The 15,380-nt window shown below is 72.5% G+C and carries 13 protein-coding genes; 7 read left to right on the forward strand and 6 right to left on the reverse strand.

Features of this window, described 5'->3' with window-relative positions:
* Window positions 1–204 precede the first annotated feature (204 nt).
* Window positions 205–837 (forward strand): TetR/AcrR family transcriptional regulator, encoded by a 633-nt coding sequence (locus M1105_RS04290; protein WP_249579113.1) that lies wholly within the window; start codon window positions 205–207, stop codon window positions 835–837.
* A gap of 40 nt (window positions 838–877) precedes the next feature.
* Here the strand turns inward: M1105_RS04290 and M1105_RS04295 are convergent, their stop codons facing one another.
* The gene (locus M1105_RS04295) at window positions 878–1,876 is read right to left on the reverse strand and encodes a ribonuclease Z (protein ID WP_249579114.1); all 999 of its coding nucleotides are present in this window, start codon (window positions 1,874–1,876) and stop codon (window positions 878–880) included.
* A gap of 253 nt (window positions 1,877–2,129) precedes the next feature.
* Here M1105_RS04295 and M1105_RS20780 point away from each other — a divergent pair, with 253 nt between their 5' ends.
* Window positions 2,130–3,827, forward strand: coding sequence for a vanadium-dependent haloperoxidase (locus tag M1105_RS20780; protein WP_249579115.1), 1,698 nt, complete (start codon window positions 2,130–2,132; stop codon window positions 3,825–3,827).
* Here M1105_RS20780 and M1105_RS04305 read toward each other — a convergent pair.
* From M1105_RS04305 to M1105_RS04315, 3 genes are read right to left on the reverse strand one after another with little or no spacing between them, the layout of a single operon-like run.
* Window positions 3,814–4,575 (reverse strand): enoyl-CoA hydratase/isomerase family protein, encoded by a 762-nt coding sequence (locus M1105_RS04305; RefSeq protein ID WP_249579116.1) that lies wholly within the window; start codon window positions 4,573–4,575, stop codon window positions 3,814–3,816. The genes M1105_RS20780 and M1105_RS04305 overlap by 14 nt on opposite strands.
* Window positions 4,575–5,894, reverse strand: a complete 1,320-nt coding sequence (locus tag M1105_RS04310) for a phenylacetate--CoA ligase family protein (RefSeq protein WP_249579117.1) — start codon at window positions 5,892–5,894, stop codon at window positions 4,575–4,577. The genes M1105_RS04305 and M1105_RS04310 overlap by 1 nt, the downstream gene beginning before the upstream one ends.
* On the reverse strand, window positions 5,891–6,568 hold the full coding sequence (locus tag M1105_RS04315) for a TetR/AcrR family transcriptional regulator (RefSeq protein ID WP_249579118.1): 678 nt from the start codon (window positions 6,566–6,568) through the stop codon (window positions 5,891–5,893). The genes M1105_RS04310 and M1105_RS04315 overlap by 4 nt, the downstream gene beginning before the upstream one ends.
* Before the next feature lie 138 nt (window positions 6,569–6,706).
* Here M1105_RS04315 and M1105_RS04320 point away from each other — a divergent pair, with 138 nt between their 5' ends.
* The 5 genes from M1105_RS04320 (at window position 6,707) to M1105_RS04340 (ending at window position 11,532) form a co-directional block, all read left to right on the forward strand.
* Window positions 6,707–9,481 carry an intermembrane phospholipid transport protein YdbH family protein gene (locus tag M1105_RS04320; RefSeq protein WP_249579119.1) on the forward strand — a complete coding sequence of 925 codons (2,775 nt, stop codon included), beginning with the start codon at window positions 6,707–6,709 and terminating at the stop codon, window positions 9,479–9,481.
* Window positions 9,482–9,565: 84 nt separating this feature from the next.
* Complete coding sequence (locus M1105_RS04325) at window positions 9,566–9,757, forward strand: YnbE family lipoprotein (RefSeq protein WP_249579120.1); 192 nt, start codon at window positions 9,566–9,568, stop codon at window positions 9,755–9,757.
* A gap of 1 nt (window position 9,758) precedes the next feature.
* Entirely contained in the window at window positions 9,759–10,121 is a 363-nt protein-coding gene (locus tag M1105_RS04330; protein WP_249579121.1) for a YdbL family protein, read from the forward strand.
* A 116-nt stretch (window positions 10,122–10,237) separates the two neighbouring features.
* Window positions 10,238–11,071, forward strand: a complete 834-nt coding sequence (locus tag M1105_RS04335) for a GNAT family N-acetyltransferase (RefSeq protein WP_249579122.1) — start codon at window positions 10,238–10,240, stop codon at window positions 11,069–11,071.
* 14 nt (window positions 11,072–11,085) lie between these two features.
* The gene (locus M1105_RS04340) at window positions 11,086–11,532 is read left to right on the forward strand and encodes a cupin domain-containing protein (protein WP_249579123.1); all 447 of its coding nucleotides are present in this window, start codon (window positions 11,086–11,088) and stop codon (window positions 11,530–11,532) included.
* A 157-nt stretch (window positions 11,533–11,689) separates the two neighbouring features.
* On the opposite strand, the gene M1105_RS04345 is transcribed toward M1105_RS04340, so the two are convergent.
* Window positions 11,690–13,018, reverse strand: coding sequence for a tetratricopeptide repeat protein (locus M1105_RS04345; protein WP_249579124.1), 1,329 nt, complete (start codon window positions 13,016–13,018; stop codon window positions 11,690–11,692).
* A 552-nt stretch (window positions 13,019–13,570) separates the two neighbouring features.
* Window positions 13,571–15,226, reverse strand: a complete 1,656-nt coding sequence (locus M1105_RS04350) for an OFA family MFS transporter (protein ID WP_249579125.1) — start codon at window positions 15,224–15,226, stop codon at window positions 13,571–13,573.
* Window positions 15,227–15,380: the final 154 nt, after the last annotated feature.

Consider the following 15,380-nt stretch of genomic DNA (forward strand, 5'->3'; position numbering starts at 1 on the left):
TCGCTCACCGCTGCCGCATCGCGGCAAAGTGCTGGCGTTAGCGCGCCCGCGTGATCCCTACGCCGCGCTTGAACAGCTGCCATGTGGCGGAACCGCCCTGTGCATGTGGGTCGTTGCGCCGATCCGAGGTGGCAGCCGAGGCGAGGAAGTCATGCGCCCGCGCCCCCGGCCGTGCTAGGATCGATCGCGACAGGAGAGCGCGAGATGGAAACCACCGCCCCGCCGCGGCGCGCGCCGACGCGCGAGCAGATCCTCGAAGCCGCCGAGGCGGCGATTCTCGCCAAGGGTTTCAGCGGCACCTCGATCGATGAGCTGATCGCCGCCGTCGGGATCTCGAAGAGCGGCTTCTTCTACCACTTCCGCGACAAGGGCGACCTCGCCAAGGCCCTGCTCCAGCGCTACGTGGCCGAGGACGAGCGCATCCTCGACGACATCTTCACCCGCGCGGACCAGCTCGTCGACGATCCGCTGCAAGCCTTCCTTGCGGCATTGCGGATGCTTGCCGAGGTGTTCGCCGACCTGCCGCGCGGCCACCCCGGCTGCATGATCGCCTCGATCTGCTATCACGAGCAGCTGTTCGACCGCGAGGTGCGCGAGATCAACACCGCCGCCGTGCTCGGCTTCCGCCGCCGGCTGCGCGAGCGGCTCGACCACATCGCCGCCCTCTATCCGCCGCGGGCCGAGATCGACCTCGACGACCTCGCCGACATGTTCTCGGCGGTGATCGACGGCGGCATCATCCTGTCGAAGGTCACGAACGACGCCGCGGCGCTGCCTCGCCAGACGCTGCTCTATCGCGAGTTCGTCCGCGGCCTGTTCGATCCAAGGCCACGCTGACACCGGGCGAGGGATGCCCGCCCGCGGGCACGATCGTCGCTCACGCGCCACGGAACGCGGCCTCGACCTCGGCCAGCATCGCCGCCTCGGCCCCGCCATAGCGCGGCGAGAAGTGGAAGGGCTCGACCCGCGCCACCCCCGCCTCGCGCGCGAGCCCGCCCGCCTGAGCCGTCGTCAGATGCGCGCGCCGGACGGCCAGCGCGGCATCGCGCGCGGCAAAGACCGCCTCGATGAAAAGGATGTCGGCATCCCGCGCCAGCGCGACGATCGCGGCGCGGTTTTCTGGCGTGAAGGCGGCATCCGTCACATAGGCGAGCTTCTGCCCCGGCGTGATCGACACCGCCCGCTCGCGCAGGACCCCGAGCGGGAGGTGCCGCGTGCCTCCGGGACCCATCGCCGCGATGGGTGTCTCGTCAGGCATCCGGCGGAACAGCGCGGCCTTCAGCCCGGCAAGCCACGGGCCCGGCGCGAGGCCCATCTCCGCCAGCCGGTTGGGCCAGACGTTGACATGCTCGGGCTCCTCCAGCGCGAAGCCGAGGCATGGCGTGCGATGCTCGAGCACCGCGGCCCGCACGCTCAGCGAGGGCTCGGCGCGCAGCACCCCGTCCGCGAGCGCCACCGCCTCGTCCGCCTCGCGGGCAAAGCCCCGGGTCAGCCGGAACTGCGTGCGGAGCCCGCGGCCGCGCGAATGCATCTCGGTGACCGTCAGCACCAGATCGGCCCGGAAGCTCGCGGCGAGGTTCCAGGTGTAGGCGCGCAGCTTCGCCTCGACCCGGTCGGCGAAGCCCGAGGGGCCATGCAGCCGAAGCTGTTTCTCGCGCCCGACCAGCAACCGCAGCAGCTGATCGAAGCCGATGAAATGGTCGACATGGGTGTGCGAGACGAACACGTCACTCAGCCTCAGCGCCGCGCGCGGGGGCAGCCGCGAGACATCGCCAAGGTCGAACATCAGCGCGCGCCGCTCCATCGGCAGGTCGACATGCAGGGCCGGATCGCCGGTCCGGCCATTCACCAGCAGGGGGAAGAATCGGGGTCGCATGGCCCACCAATAACCGCCCGTCGCCGCCCGCGGGATGCGCTCGATCAAGTCGCGCCCGGCGATCCGCTGGACCACGCCGCGCCGCGGCCTCGGCGTGGCCTCCCGGTGCCCGATGGAACGCCCGGGATGGCGAAAGGCTCTGCCATCGGGTAGCATCGGGTCATTGCCCGGGACCGCCGCGCCGATCGGGCGGCACGGTCTGTCGCGCGTTCGGCTCGGGGCACCGAGGAGGTCGGGGGGGGGGAACTCGGCCGTGACGCGGAGTGCGACATTCATCCTTTGCGTCCTGCTCGCCCTGCAGGGCGCGGCTGCGAGCGCGGCAGATCCCGCCGTCCGGCCGGAGGGCGGTGCGCCCGGCCGCGCCTACCGGCCGATGCCCTACCAGAACCTCGTGCTGAACTGGAACGAGGCGATGCTCGCGGCCATCCGCGCGCATCCGCCGCGGCCGACGGTGACCGCGCGCAATCTCCACATCTTCCACAGCGCGATCTACGACGCCTGGGCCGCCTACGACGCGCGGGCCGCCGGCACACGCTTTGGCACCGCGCTGCGCCGCCCCGCGGCGGACCGCACCGAGGCCAACATCTCCGCCGCGGTGAGCCATGCCGCGCACCGGGTCGCATCCGCGCTCTATCCGGCGAGCCGCGAGATCTTCGACAGCCTGCACCGGCGGCTCGGCCATCGGTCGGGCCGTGACGAGGATGACCCGGACGGACCCGCACGGATCGGCGCCGTCGTCGCGGATGCCGTCCTTGCGTTCTGGGCCGAGGACGGGTCGAACTGGCGCGAGGATTTCCGCGACCCGACCGGCTACCGGCCGGTCAACGGGCTCGCGGCGGTGCCGGGCGCGCCGGGCTACGATCCGAACCGCTGGCAGCCCCTGAAGGTGCCGAACGGCACGGCGCGCGACGGCTTCGGCAACCCGGTGGCGACCAGCGACCCCGGCTCCTACATGGCGCAGGCGTTCCTGACCCCGCACTGGGGCGGCGTGCGCCCCTTCGCGCTGCCCGCGGGCGACGCGGTGCGCCCGGCGGGGCCGCCGGTGCATGGCGACCCCCGCCCCTATTTCGATGCGCGCGGACGCCGGAGCACCGGCCACGATGCATGGGTCGAACAATATGCCGAGGTGCTGGCCCTGCACGGCACGCTCGACGACACGCCCCTCGGCGCCTTGCGGCGCTGCGTTGCCGAGTTCTGGGCGGACGGCCCTCGCTCCGAGACGCCGCCCGGCCACTGGAACCAGATCGCCCACGGCATCGCGCTGCGCGAAGGTTACGGGACGGGCGAGACCGCGAGGCTGTTCCTCGCCCTCTCCGGCGCGCTCCATGACGCGGCGATCGCAGCGTGGGACGCCAAGCGCGCCTACGACTCGGCGCGCCCGATCACCGCGATCCGCCATCACTGGCGTGACGCGACGGTCGTGTCATGGGTGGGGCCGCATCGCGGCGTCGGGGAACTCCCCGGCCGCGACTGGCTCCCCTATCAGGATCCCACATTCCTGACGCCCGCCTTCCCCGAATACGTCTCGGGCCACAGCGTGTTCAGCATGGCCGCCGCCGTGACGATCGCGGGCTTCACGGGCAGCGAGCGCTTCCACGACCCGATCCACCCCACCACGATCGTGCTCGACCTCGATGACGAGCCGGGCCCGGACATCCTGGGGCGCTTTGTCGCCCGGGACCTCGCCTTCGACGACCATGCCGGGCCGCCGATGGTCCTGGTCTGGCCAACGCTGTTCGACGCCGCGCGAGAGGCCGGCGCATCCCGGCTCTATGGCGGCATCCATATCCAGGACGCGAACTTGCGCGGCCAGCAGATGGGCCGCATCATCGGCGAGCTGGCGCTGAAGCGCGCCCAGGCGCTCTTCGCGGGTACGGCCCCGATCGAGCAACCCGACACCCCGCCCGGGCATGGCGGGGCAGACGCGCGCAAGGCGCTCAGAACGCCTTGAGGAGCCGCGTCGTCTCGGGGTCCATGAAGCCCGCGACTGTGGCGTCCGTCTCGAGTTGCAGCGCCCGGTGAAGGTCCGCCGTCGCCGTCGCGTTCAGCGTGCGCTTCATCGCCCGCACCGCCAGCGGCGGCAGGGCAGCGAGCCGCCGGGCGACCGCCATCGCCTCGCCCGCCAGCGCATCATCTGGCACCACGCGCCAGGCCACGCCCAGCCGGCCCAGTTCGGCCGCGTCGTAACGCTCGCCCAGCATCAGCATCTCGCGCGCCTTGGCGAGCCCGACCATCGCCGGCAGAAGCGCCGTCACCGCCCCGGTCACGAACAGGTTGAGCGAGACCTCGGGGAAGAAGGCGCGCGCACCCTCAGCCCAGATCGGGAAGTCGCAGTTGATCGCCCATTCGAAGCCGCCGCCCACGGCCCAGCCGTTGATCGCGCCGACCACGGGCTTGGGCCCGAAAGAGATCGCCCGCGTCGCGCGCTGGATGGCCTCGACCAGGTCACGCGCGGCTTCCTCGCTCTCGGGGTGGGCGTGCTCGCGCCGGTCGTCGCCGGCGCAGAAGGCCCGCCCCTCGCCGGTGAATACGATCGCGCGCGTCGCGGGATCGGCATTGGCGTCATCGAAGGCGCGCGCCACGTCGTCGATGAGCTGGCGGTTCATCGCGTTGAGCCGCTCGGGCCGGTTGAGGCTGATGCGGCGCACGCTCCCCTCTTCAAGCGCGCTCAGGACCGTGGCATAGCTGAAACTGCTCATCATCGCCCCTCCCGGATCACCCGTTTCGTCTTGCCCTCGGTCACCGGGAAGCTGCCGGGAGGCAGCACCGTGACCTCGGCGGTGGCCCCGAGCCGCGCCTTGACCGCGGCGGCGACCCGGGCGGCCAGGCCGGGGCTGTCGGGCACGCCCCGCGCCCGCTCGACATGCAGCGGCAGGCGATCGTAGGGCGGCGGCGCGGACAGCACGATGCGGTAATCGCCCGACAGCTCCGGCATCTCGCCCAGCACCGCGGCCACCATGGTGGGAAAGAGGTTGAGGCCCCGCACCACCACCATGTCGTCGCTGCGCCCGATCACCCGGAAGCGGAAGCCGGTGCGGCCGCAACGGCAGGGCGCCGTCGCATCGACGGCGATGATGTCGCCGGTGCGGAAGCGCACCAGCGGCTGGCAGTCGCGCACCAGATGCGTGAGCACCAGCTCGCCCTCGGCCCCGTCCTCCAGCGCCACGGGGGCGCCGGTCTCGGGCTCGACCAGCTCGGGCCACAGCACGTCGGCGGCCATGAAGTGGAGGCGCGTGTCGTGGGCGCACTGCCCGGCGAAGTTCGAGAACACGTCCGAGACGCCGTAATTGGCGTTGCGCGGCTCCATCCCCCAGGTCGCGCGGATCCGCTCGCGCAGCGCCGGGTCGTCGAGCCCCGCCTCGCCGCCGAACAGCCCGAGCCTCAGCCCCAGTTCGCGCGGCGCGAGGCCGGGGAACCTCTCGGCCAGGACGCGCTCCAGCACCGCCGGGTAGGAAGGCGTGCACGAGATCGCGGTGATCCCGACCTCGCGGATCGTGCGGATCAGCAGCTCGGTCCCGCCCACGCCGAAGGGCACCACCAGCGCGCCTGTGGCCTCGAGCGTGAGGTGATCGGTCAGCCCGCCCATCCACATCTGGTAGTTGAGGCAGTGCACCACCTTGTGCCCCGGCCCCAGCCCGGCGGCGGAATGGCACCGCCCGCCCACGGCCTCGGTCACCCGGCAGTCCGCGGCCGAGAGCGCGAGGTTCATCGCCTGCCCCGTGGTCCCCGAGGTCCGGTGCAGCCGCGCGCCCATGCTCTCGGGTGCCGCGAGATAGTCGCCGAACGGCGGATGCGCCGCCTGCGACAGCCGCAACTGGCCCTTGTCCGACAGCGGCAGCCGGTGCAGCTCGCGCAGGTCCGCGGGCGGCGCGACGCCGTCCCAGAGCCGGCGGTAGAAGGCCGAGTTCGCCGCGACATGGCGCCGCTGCACGTCCCAGGCGGCCTGCTGATGGGCCGCCAGTTCGGCCGGGGCGCGGAACTCGGCGCCGGGCATCAGCGCGGTCGGCAATGATGTCATGGGTCCATCCCCCGCTCCCAGATCTGGCTCAGGGTGTCGATCACGGCGTCGCGGTCGCGCGAGACCGCGGTCAGCACGGGATCGCCCCCGAACAGCAGCATGATGAGATACTGGTCCACCATCCCCCCCAGCGCGTAGGCGCGGCGGAGCACCTCGTCCCGGCCCGGCACCGGCGCGCCGGGCTCGCGCGCAAGCCGGCGCAACCGCGCATCGGCGACGGTCTCGGCCCATTCCCGGTTGAGGCGCTCGAAGGCGGCGCTCGCCTCGGGGAAGGCGTCGACGCGCGAGACGAGACAGCGCATCAAGCCCGCATTCTGCTCGAACAGTGCGACATAGGCCGCGGTCGTGCTGCGGATGCGATGGCCGCCCCGCTCGCGCGCGGCCTTTCGCATCCCTGCCTTGAGGAAGCCCACGAAGGCTGTGAGCGTTTCGGCCATGAGGTGCCGGATGTCGCGGAAATAGACATAGAAGGTGCCATGGGCCAAGCCCGCTTCGGCGCAGATGTCGGCGATTCGCAGCTCCGACGGGGCGCCCGTCTCCAGCAGGCGGCAGGCGGCGGCCTGAAGGCGCGCCTGCGTCCGTTCGGACTTGCGCGCAGCGGCGCTTGCGCGCGTCAGGGCCCGCTCGAAGCGGTGCTCCGTCGCCTCGTCCGCGAGATGTGCCACAGCCCGCACGCCGCTCTCCGTAAAATGAAAATGATGTCAATATCATAAACTGAGTGATGTCAAGCGCCATCTGCGGGCGTGCTGCCGACTCCCCGTCCCGTGACGTGCTAGCATCGCGCCGGGACTAGGATGCGGGGATCGGAGCAGATGCGGCGGCGGGCGGTTCGACTTCTCCTGATCCTCGGCATGCTGGCCGCCGCCCTCGCCGCAATCCACCACCAGCGCCGCGAGATCGCCGGACACGCGGCGCGCCAGGTTCTCGAGGCGCGCGGGTTCCGGGTCGAGGCCCTCCGCGTCGCCGAACTCGGCGACACGGCGGCGCTTATCGAGGACATCCGCCTCGCTGCCCCGGCCGTCTCGGCAAAGCGGGTCAGGATCCTTTACGACCCGTCCGCGCTTGCCCGCGGCCGGTTCCGCGAGGTCCGGATCGAGGGGCTGAGGCTCGACGCCTCGGCGGGGCTCAAGGAGATCGCGGGGCCGCTGGGGGCCGCGGCGGGTGGCGCGGACGTCCCCGTCGCGGTCGAGCGGATCATCGTCGCCGACGCCCGGGTGGCCCTCGGCGCGCCGCTCGCGGGCACGGTGGCGCTCGACGGCAGTCTCCGGCCCGGCGCCGGCGGCATCGCGGCCGACCTTGACATCGCGCTCGACCTCGGGCCACTGACGGGACGGGCGCGGGTTGCGTCGGCCGCGCCGGGTGGAGGCGGGCCGCTCGCGATTTCGGGCAATGCCGCCCTTGACCTCGCCCGCGCCCACGAGATCGCGGGCATGCGGCCCCTGTCCCTGCGCCGCGGCTCCGGCAGTCTCGACGTCGCGGGCAGCCTGCGCCTGCCCGCGCGCCCCGACGCGCTTGCGGTGCTGGCCGGGCTCGAGCTCCGCGGGCGGCTGCGGCTCGACGGGCTCGCGGACGCCACCGGGCGCGAGCTCTCGGGCGATCTCGGCTGGTCGCTCGCCGGGCGCGCGGACGGCCTCGATCTGGCGCTGGCGCCGATCTCGCGCCTCGAGATGCGCGGCGTCGCGCCCGATTTGCTCCAGCCCTTCGCACCGCCCGGCTGGACGCCAAGCAGCCCGATCGTCGCCGAGACACGGGGCGCCGAGGCGCGGCTAGCCTGGCGCCGCACCGCCGAGGGCGGCACCATCGAGGCGTCGGCCGATCTCCGGCTCACCGCCGCGGACGCCGCCGTCGCGCTGCGGCTCGAAACCGAGGCGGCGCTTGGTGGGGACCTCCGGCTCGCGGAGCCCGCGCCGCTCGGCCTCGCGCTGGCCGCGCACAACGTTCCGCTCTCGCAAGGCGGCTGGTCCGGGCATCTCGGGTCGCTCGACTGGCAGGCCGAGGGCCGGGTGACGCCGGACGGGAAGATCGGGTTGACGGGCCCCTTCATGGCCGAAACGGCCGATCTGAACGGACCCTTGGCTCGGGCCGCCGCCACAAGCGCCGAGGGCGTGCTCGACCTCGCCGCCACCGCCTCGGGCTGGTCGCTCGGCGCCGCGCCGGGGCTCAGGCTGGCCGCCGACACCATCGAGGCGCCGGGGATCGGCGCGACCGCCGGGCCGATCGTGCTGACCGCCGGGAACGCCCGCCTCGAACAGGACGCGGCCGGCACCCGGATCGCGCTCGCCGCGCGGGTGGACCCCTTCGAAGCGATGATCGAGACGCGCGGTGGGCCCACGGCGCTGCGGAGCGTCGAGGCGCGCCTCACGGTCGATGCCGACGCCGAAATGACGGGCCGCCTCGCCCTTGCCGACGTCGCGGCCACGGTGCCCGACCACGAACTCTCCATCACGGGCGGCAGCCTCGCGCTGGAGCGCCCGACGGGAGCCGAAGCCGCCGATATTGCCCTTGGCGCAGGATTGCGCGACACCGCGGCGCCGCGCCGGTTCACGCCCGCCGAGCTCACCCTCGCGGGCCGGCTCGATGGCACCGGGCTGCGCGCGTCGGGCGCGGTCGCGGGCGCGGGCCTCGCCCTGCCGGTCGAGGTGACGGCCGACCTCGCCGCCCCCGCGGTCGAGGCACGCCTCGGGCCCACCCGAATCGCATTCCGGCGCAAGGGGCTGCAACCGGCCGCGCTCTCGCCCCTCCTCGCCGGATTGCGCGACGTCGAGGGGCCGGTCACGCTGGACGGCACCATCGCAGCCGGGGCCGGGGGCGCGACCACCCGCCTTCGGCTGCGCTTCGACGACATCTCGGCGAGCACGGCCGAGGCGGATGTCGAGGGCCTCTCCGGCACCGTCGATCTCACCGGCCTCGCGCCGCCCGCAACCGCGGGGACCCAGCGCCTTAGGGCACGACGGCTGATCGCCGGGGTCCCCGTGACCGATGCGGATCTGCGCTTCTCGATCCAGCCCGGCCGCCGCGGCGCGGGCGTTCGCATCGCGCGGGCGTCGGCGGCGCTCGCGGGCGGTACGGTGGCGTTCGAGGACGCCGTCTGGAACACGGGCGTGGCCACAAACGCCCTTACGCTCGACCTGCGCGGTCTCTCGCTCGGAACGCTCCTCGCGGACTGGCGGATCGAGGGGGTCAGCGGCACCGGCACGCTGTCGGGCACGCTCCCGCTCGGCATCGGCCGCGCGGGCATCGGCATCGCCGGCGGCCGGCTCGCGGCCGAGGGCCCCGGCATCGTCCGGGTCGACTGGGGCGGCGCGCGCGAGACGCTGATCGCGGCCGGCCAGCAGGTCGAGCTCGCCGTCCGCGCGCTCGAGGACTTCCACTACCAGGCCCTCGCCATCGGCGTCGAGCAGGCGCCGGGCGGCGAGATGACGCTCGCGATCCGGCTCGAGGGGGCGAATCCGGCGGTGCTCGACGGTCACCCGTTCGACTTCAACATCAACCTCAGCGGGCAGCTCGACCGCATCCTCGCCGCCGTGCGCGAGGGCCGGAGGATCGGCGCGGGGCTGCTGCAGGGCGGGCTTGGCGGCGCGCGGTGAGCGAAACCCTGTCCACCGGCGACGGAGCGCGGCTATAGTTGCGTTCACCTCACGACTGCCCGCGAGGGTGATGGAGTGCTCCAGATGACAGCAGGCCGCCCGATCTCGCTCCTCCTCGCCTGCCTCGCGACCGCGGCATGCGAGCCGACGGTGCGGGTCGAGGCGCCGAAGGAGCCGATCACCATCAACCTCAACGTCAAGGTGGACGCCGAGGTCCGGGTGAAGCTCGAGGAACAGGCCGAGAAGGACATCAGGAATGCGCCGGAGATCTTCTGAGATGGCTCGCCCCCTGTCCCTGGCCGCCCGCGCAATTGCGGCGCTCGGCTTCCTCCTCGCGGCGCTGGTCGCCGCCCCGCAAGACGCCGCGGCGCAGTCCAAGCTCGACACCTACCGCGCGAACGGGGTGGTGGCGGAGCGGTTCGACGGCTTCGTCGAGCTCCGCGACCCGGGCGCGGCGGCGGATGCGCGTGCGCTGGTGAACGACGTCAACGCCCAGCGCCGCGCGCTCTACGAGAAGCGGGCGCGCGAGACGAATGTCGCCCCCGCCGAAGTGGGCAAGCTGTTCGCCACCAAGATCGTGGGCCAGGCGCCGAAGGGCACCTATTTCCGCCAGCCGGACGGCAGCTACATCCGCAAGTGACACGGCCACGCGACCGCATGGGCCACGCGCAACGCGCCGCCGCTTGACGCCCTCGCGGCCCGCGCGCACCCTGCCGCAAATGGCCGCGGCGCGGCTGCCGGCCAGGGGCGCAAGCGATGACCGCGACGATCGAGACGCTCGGCCCGGACGGGCTCGCCGAGGTGCTTGGCTGGGCGGCCGAGGAAGGCTGGAACCCTGGCCTCGGCGACGCCGCCGCCTTCCACGCCGCCGATCCCGAGGGCTTCTTCCTCCGTCGGGTCGGGGGCGTGCCGGCCGCCGCGATCTCGGTCGTCAACCACGCGCCCGGCTCTGCCTTCCTCGGTCTCTACATCTGCCGGCCCGAGTTCCGCGGGCAGGGGCACGGGATTGCGACATGGACGGCTGCGCTCGAGCATGCCGGCGCGCGGACCGTGGGGCTCGACGGCGTGCCGGCGCAGCAGGCGAACTACCGCAGGTCGGGCTTCGTCGCCGCGGGCTCGAGCCTGCGCCACGAGGGGACGGCGGCGCCGGACCCGCTGCCCGGGGTCCGCCCAGCCATACCCCCGGACCTGCCGCATCTCGCCCGCCTCGACCGCGCGGCCAACGGGATCGACCGACCGCGCTTCCTCGCCGCCTGGCTTGCAGCGCGCGATGGGCGCGAGACGCTGGTGCTCGAGCGCGACGGCGCCATCACGGGCTTCGCGACGCTGCGCGCGTGCGGGCGCGGCACCAAGATCGGCCCCCTCGTCGCGCCCGGCACCGGGGCGGCGCTCGGTCTCGTCGGCGCGGCGGCGCGGCGCGCGGGGGCCGGTCCGCTGGTGATCGACCTGCCCGAGGCGAATCTCGCTCTGCGCCGCGAGCTCGAGGCCATGGGCTGGACCGTGCCCTTCACCACCGCCCGGATGTATCGCGGCCCGGCGCCCGAGGCCGGGCCCGGCCTTCAGGCGATCGCCACCATGGAACTCGGCTGAGGGGAAAGCCGCCGATGAGAACATCGACGACAACCGGCATGCGGGCCGCGATGGCGGCGGCGATCGGGCTCGGCCTCGCGGCATGCGCCCGCGCCGATGCGCCAAAGCCCGCGGCGAGGCCCGAGGTGACGCTGCTGCTGCAGGGCGGCGCGGACGTGCTGGGCCGGCCGCTCGCGTACCCCGCGGGCACGCCACAGGTCACCGCGGCGGTCGTGACCCTGCCGCCGGGGGCCGAGACGGGCTGGCACAGCCATGCCGTGCCGCTCTACGGGCAGGTTCTGGAAGGGACCCTCACGGTCGATTACGGCGCGCGCGGCGAGCGCGTCCTGCCCGCCGGCGCCTCGATCCTCGAGGCGATGGACTGGCCGCACAACGGTCGCAACGACGGCAGCACGGCCGTGCGCATCCTGGTCGTCTACATGGGGGCCGAGGGCGTGCCGAATACCGAAGCGGCGGACTGAGCCGCGCCGCACGCAACTTCCGGGCCGGGGACCACCGCCGATCCTCGCAGGCGGACGGGCGGCCGCCCCCCCCGACCGTGACCAACCTGCCCGGTCCGCGCGCCGGGAACGCGCGCCCCGGCCGCGGCGCCCCCTCGCGCCACGGCCGGGGCCGTCCTCACTCGGCCGCCATCGGCAAGGCCGACGCCCGCGACAGGAAGCGGCGGTTGACCGGGCTGTGCGGCTTCAGGGCCAGGCGCTCGTTCGCCATCGCCTCGGCCAGCCCGCCGATCTTGCCGCGCAGCGCGGCCTCGGTGAGCGTCCAGTCGATGATGTCGCGCTGGGCATGACTGCCACCGAAGGCGTTGGCGATGTGACGCGCCCGGAACAGCTTTTCCGCCGCCTCCGCATGGTCGCCGCGCCAGAAGGCCGCGAAGCCCGCGATCAGGTCATGCCCGGTGCCGCGCGCCCAACCCGCCGCCTCGGTCGTGGCGGAGTTCTCGCGATAGCGCCTGAGCAGCACGTCCACGTCCCCCGCCCGGCCCGCGCCCAGCCACGCCATCGCCGCGTGCCAGTCGTTGAAGGCGTAGAGCTCGCCATCCGCATGCGCGTCCCATGCGCTCGCGAGCTCCTGCCAGCGGTCGCCCACATCGACCCCCTCCATCGCCAGGCGCCAAAGCAGTGCCGAGGCATCCACCAGGTCCAGCGCCACCGCGCTTAGCCCGCCCCGGATCGGCGCGTCGTAGAGCGCCAGTGCTTCGGCAGTCTCGCCGAGATCGATGTGACACAGCGCCCGGTGCCACCAGTTGTGAACCTGGATGAAGTTGCCGTCTCCCGACCAGTGCGGCTCGCGACTCGTCATCCACTGGACACCCTCGGCGGCGCGGCCCTGCATCTCGAGGACGTGCGCGACCGCATGGTGCGCCCAGGCATCGAGTGGCTCGCGCTCGCAGGCCTCGCGCCCGCGCGCCTCGGCGAAGGCGTAATCGCCGGTCTCCTCCAGCCCGAAGGAATGGAAGCCCAACACGATCGAATAGCCCGGCCTGTCCGCGGACCACTTCGGCAGGACCCGCGCGATCCGGTCGCGCAGGTTGCGCGCGTTCGCCCGGTAGAAGTCGATCAGGTGCCCGCATTGCAGCGCCACGAGGTCGTGGGGCCAGGCGATGTTGTGGTGGTCGAGCGCGACCGCCCCCGCCGTCCAGTCGCCGCGCAGGACGTGGTCGATCGCCGCCGCGAAGGACGCCTCGCGCTCGTCCATCCGCAGCGTCCGGGCATGGCCGAGGATCGCCCGGGCCTCGGCCGCCGCAGCGGGTTCGGTCGCCAGCGCGTAGAGCGCGGCCTTCGTCAGATGCGCCATGGCGAAGCGCGGGGCCTCGGCGATCGCCTCGTCGAGCCTGGCGACCGGGTCGCCGCGATAGATATTGAAGGCGCGCACGGCCTGCTCGAATGCGGTGGCCGCGGCCTCGGTCGCGCCGGTCAGCGAATTGCCCTGAGTGTCGAAAATCATCTTTCTCTCTCCTTCCCCTCGGGCCGGAGGGCGTCCCCCGGCCCCTGCGCCGCCGGGCTGAATTGCCTCCGCCGCGCATGCCGGATGACTAGCCGCGGGGGCTCCTTCAGGATAGTGAACTCGTGGTTCACGGGGTCGGAATTTCCTGCTTATCTGTTTATTTTCATAGTCTTGTGAATGCTTTCATGCGACCGATCCGCCCGGCCGCACGCATCCCCGCGCGCCCGAACTGCACCGACAGTACAGTTTTCCGGGCAGCACGCGGCTTGACCGAGCGCAAGGCGCGCGCGGCACGTGACGTGTAATGCTTCAACATAGAGGCGCCCGAGCGCACCGCCGTCCACCCACCCGCTTGGGAGCATTTCCTCCACGAAGGCGATGTCGGCGTGCGCGGCTTCGACATGACCCCGGCCGAGGCCTTCGAGAACGCGGCGCGCGCCGTCACGGACACCGGGCCGGCAGCGATTTGCGTGGGCGTCCCCGCTGCTACGGACGCGATGACCATCCCCGGCGTAGTGTCGCCGGGAATGGCCTTGGCGCGTGCCCGTGGCCTCAGAACAGCGCGGCCGTCTTCTGCAGCGTGATCCAGACGCCCCACAGGATCGGCAGGCCCACGCAGGCCCAGGCGGCCAGCACCTTGCCGTCGAAGCCACCCTTGCCGATGCCGAACGACCCCGTGGGGCCGGCCTGCGCCGCCGCCGACTTGGCCTGGAGCTTGGCCACCTCGTCGTCCGACATGAACCACTTGTCGGACAGCGGCCGGACCATCGCGTTCGCCAGGAGACCCAAGGCAAGCATCCCTGCGAGGATGTACATCGTGAAGTCGTAGACCTGCTCTCGGGGGATGCCTGCGTCGATCTGGAACTCGCGGATGTAGTTCACGACGACCGGACCGATGATCCCCGCCGTCGCCCAGGCGGTCAGCAGCCGGCCGTGGATCGCGCCCACGAACTGCGTGCCGAAGATGTCCGCAAGATAAGCCGGGATGGTCGCGAAGCCGCCGCCATACATCGACAGAATGATGCAGAAGATGCCGACGAACATGAGCTGGCTGCCCATGTGCGCCGCCGTCGGCGCCAGCGCATAGAGCACGATGCCGAGCGCGAAGAAGGCGTAGTAGGTGTTCTTGCGCCCCAGCCGGTCCGAGAGCGAGGCCCAGAAGAAGCGCCCGCCGATGTTGAACAGCGAGAGCAGCCCGGCAAAGCCCGCCGCGATCGCGGCGATGGCGGTCTTCTGCGCGGCGTCAAGGTCGGTGAAGCCGAGATCGGGCTGGCCGATCAGCCGGCCGCCGAAGATTTCCTGCAGCATCGGCGAGGCCATGCCGATCACCCCGATCCCGGCCGAGACGTTGAGACACAGCACCGCCCAGATCAGCCAGAACTGCTTGGTCTTGTGCGCGTCGCGCAGATGGACGTGGCGCGTGGTGATCATCGCACGCCCGGTCCCGGCGGGCGGGGTCCAGCCCTCGGGCCGCCAGCCGGCGGGCGGGATGCGGTAGCCGAAGGCGCCTGCCATCATGAAGACGAAGTAGATCACCGCCATCACGAGGAACGTCTCCCACACGCCCACCGACTCGGGGGTGCGGAAATGATTCATCAGCTTGTCGGCGAGCGGCGCGCCGATCATCGCCCCGCCGCCGAAGCCCATGATCGCCATGCCGGTCGCCATGCCCCGCCGGTCCGGGAACCACTTGATGAGCGTCGAGACCGGCGAGATATAGCCAAGCCCCAGCCCGATCCCGCCGATGACGCCCGCGCCCAGCCACATCAGCCAGAGCTGGTGGAACATCACGCCCAGCGCCGCCACCGCGATGCCGCCGCACCAGCAGATTGCCGAGACGACGCCCGCCTTGCGCGGCCCGGCCTTCTCCAGCCAGCCGCCCCAGATCGCGGCCGACGAGCCCAGCAGCACGAAGAACAGCGTGTAGATCCAGCCGAGGTCAGCCACCCGCCAGTCGCAGGTGGTGGTGAAGAGGGCCGAGACCACGCTGTGGTCGGCGCAGCTAACCGGCTGGTCGATGCCGATCGCGCGCGACAGCGGCAGCCAGAACACGCTGAAGCCATAGGCCATGCCGATGCACAGATGGATGGCGAGCGCCGCCGGCGGCACCAGCCAGCGGTTGAAGCCCGGGGTCGCGATGATCCGCTCGCGGTCGAGCAGCCCGACGCCGCCATAGCCGCCGACGTCGGTGTCCGTTGAAATCGTCATGCAGTCCTCCCTCGTTCCGCGCAGGGCGCCCGGCCCCCGCGGCTGTCAGTCTTTGCCGTTCCTTCGGATTGCGAGGCCCGGAAGGCACTCCCGGCCTCGGCGCATGTCCCGCGACTGCGGCCGCCGCCGCGGCGCGGGATCTTGTGGGGCGGTT

This window comes from Thermohalobaculum sediminis (genome assembly GCF_023487995.1).
GTDB lineage: Bacteria > Pseudomonadota > Alphaproteobacteria > Rhodobacterales > Rhodobacteraceae > Thermohalobaculum > Thermohalobaculum sediminis.

Bases quoted from the DNA above. Each gene is read 5' to 3' on its own strand.
- M1105_RS04290 (WP_249579113.1), top strand. From the start codon at position 205: ATGGAAACCACCGCCCCGCCGCGGCGCGCGCCGACGCGCGAGCAGATC.
- M1105_RS04295 (WP_249579114.1), bottom strand. From the start codon at position 1,876: ATGCGACCCCGATTCTTCCCCCTGCTGGTGAATGGCCGGACCGGCGAT.
- M1105_RS04305 (WP_249579116.1), bottom strand. From the start codon at position 4,575: ATGAGCAGTTTCAGCTATGCCACGGTCCTGAGCGCGCTTGAAGAGGGG.
- M1105_RS04310 (WP_249579117.1), bottom strand. From the start codon at position 5,894: ATGACATCATTGCCGACCGCGCTGATGCCCGGCGCCGAGTTCCGCGCC.
- M1105_RS04320 (WP_249579119.1), top strand. From the start codon at position 6,707: ATGCGGCGGCGGGCGGTTCGACTTCTCCTGATCCTCGGCATGCTGGCC.
- M1105_RS04325 (WP_249579120.1), top strand. From the start codon at position 9,566: ATGACAGCAGGCCGCCCGATCTCGCTCCTCCTCGCCTGCCTCGCGACC.
- M1105_RS04330 (WP_249579121.1), top strand. From the start codon at position 9,759: ATGGCTCGCCCCCTGTCCCTGGCCGCCCGCGCAATTGCGGCGCTCGGC.
- M1105_RS04335 (WP_249579122.1), top strand. From the start codon at position 10,238: ATGACCGCGACGATCGAGACGCTCGGCCCGGACGGGCTCGCCGAGGTG.
- M1105_RS04340 (WP_249579123.1), top strand. From the start codon at position 11,086: ATGAGAACATCGACGACAACCGGCATGCGGGCCGCGATGGCGGCGGCG.
- M1105_RS04345 (WP_249579124.1), bottom strand. From the start codon at position 13,018: ATGATTTTCGACACTCAGGGCAATTCGCTGACCGGCGCGACCGAGGCC.
- M1105_RS04350 (WP_249579125.1), bottom strand. From the start codon at position 15,226: ATGACGATTTCAACGGACACCGACGTCGGCGGCTATGGCGGCGTCGGG.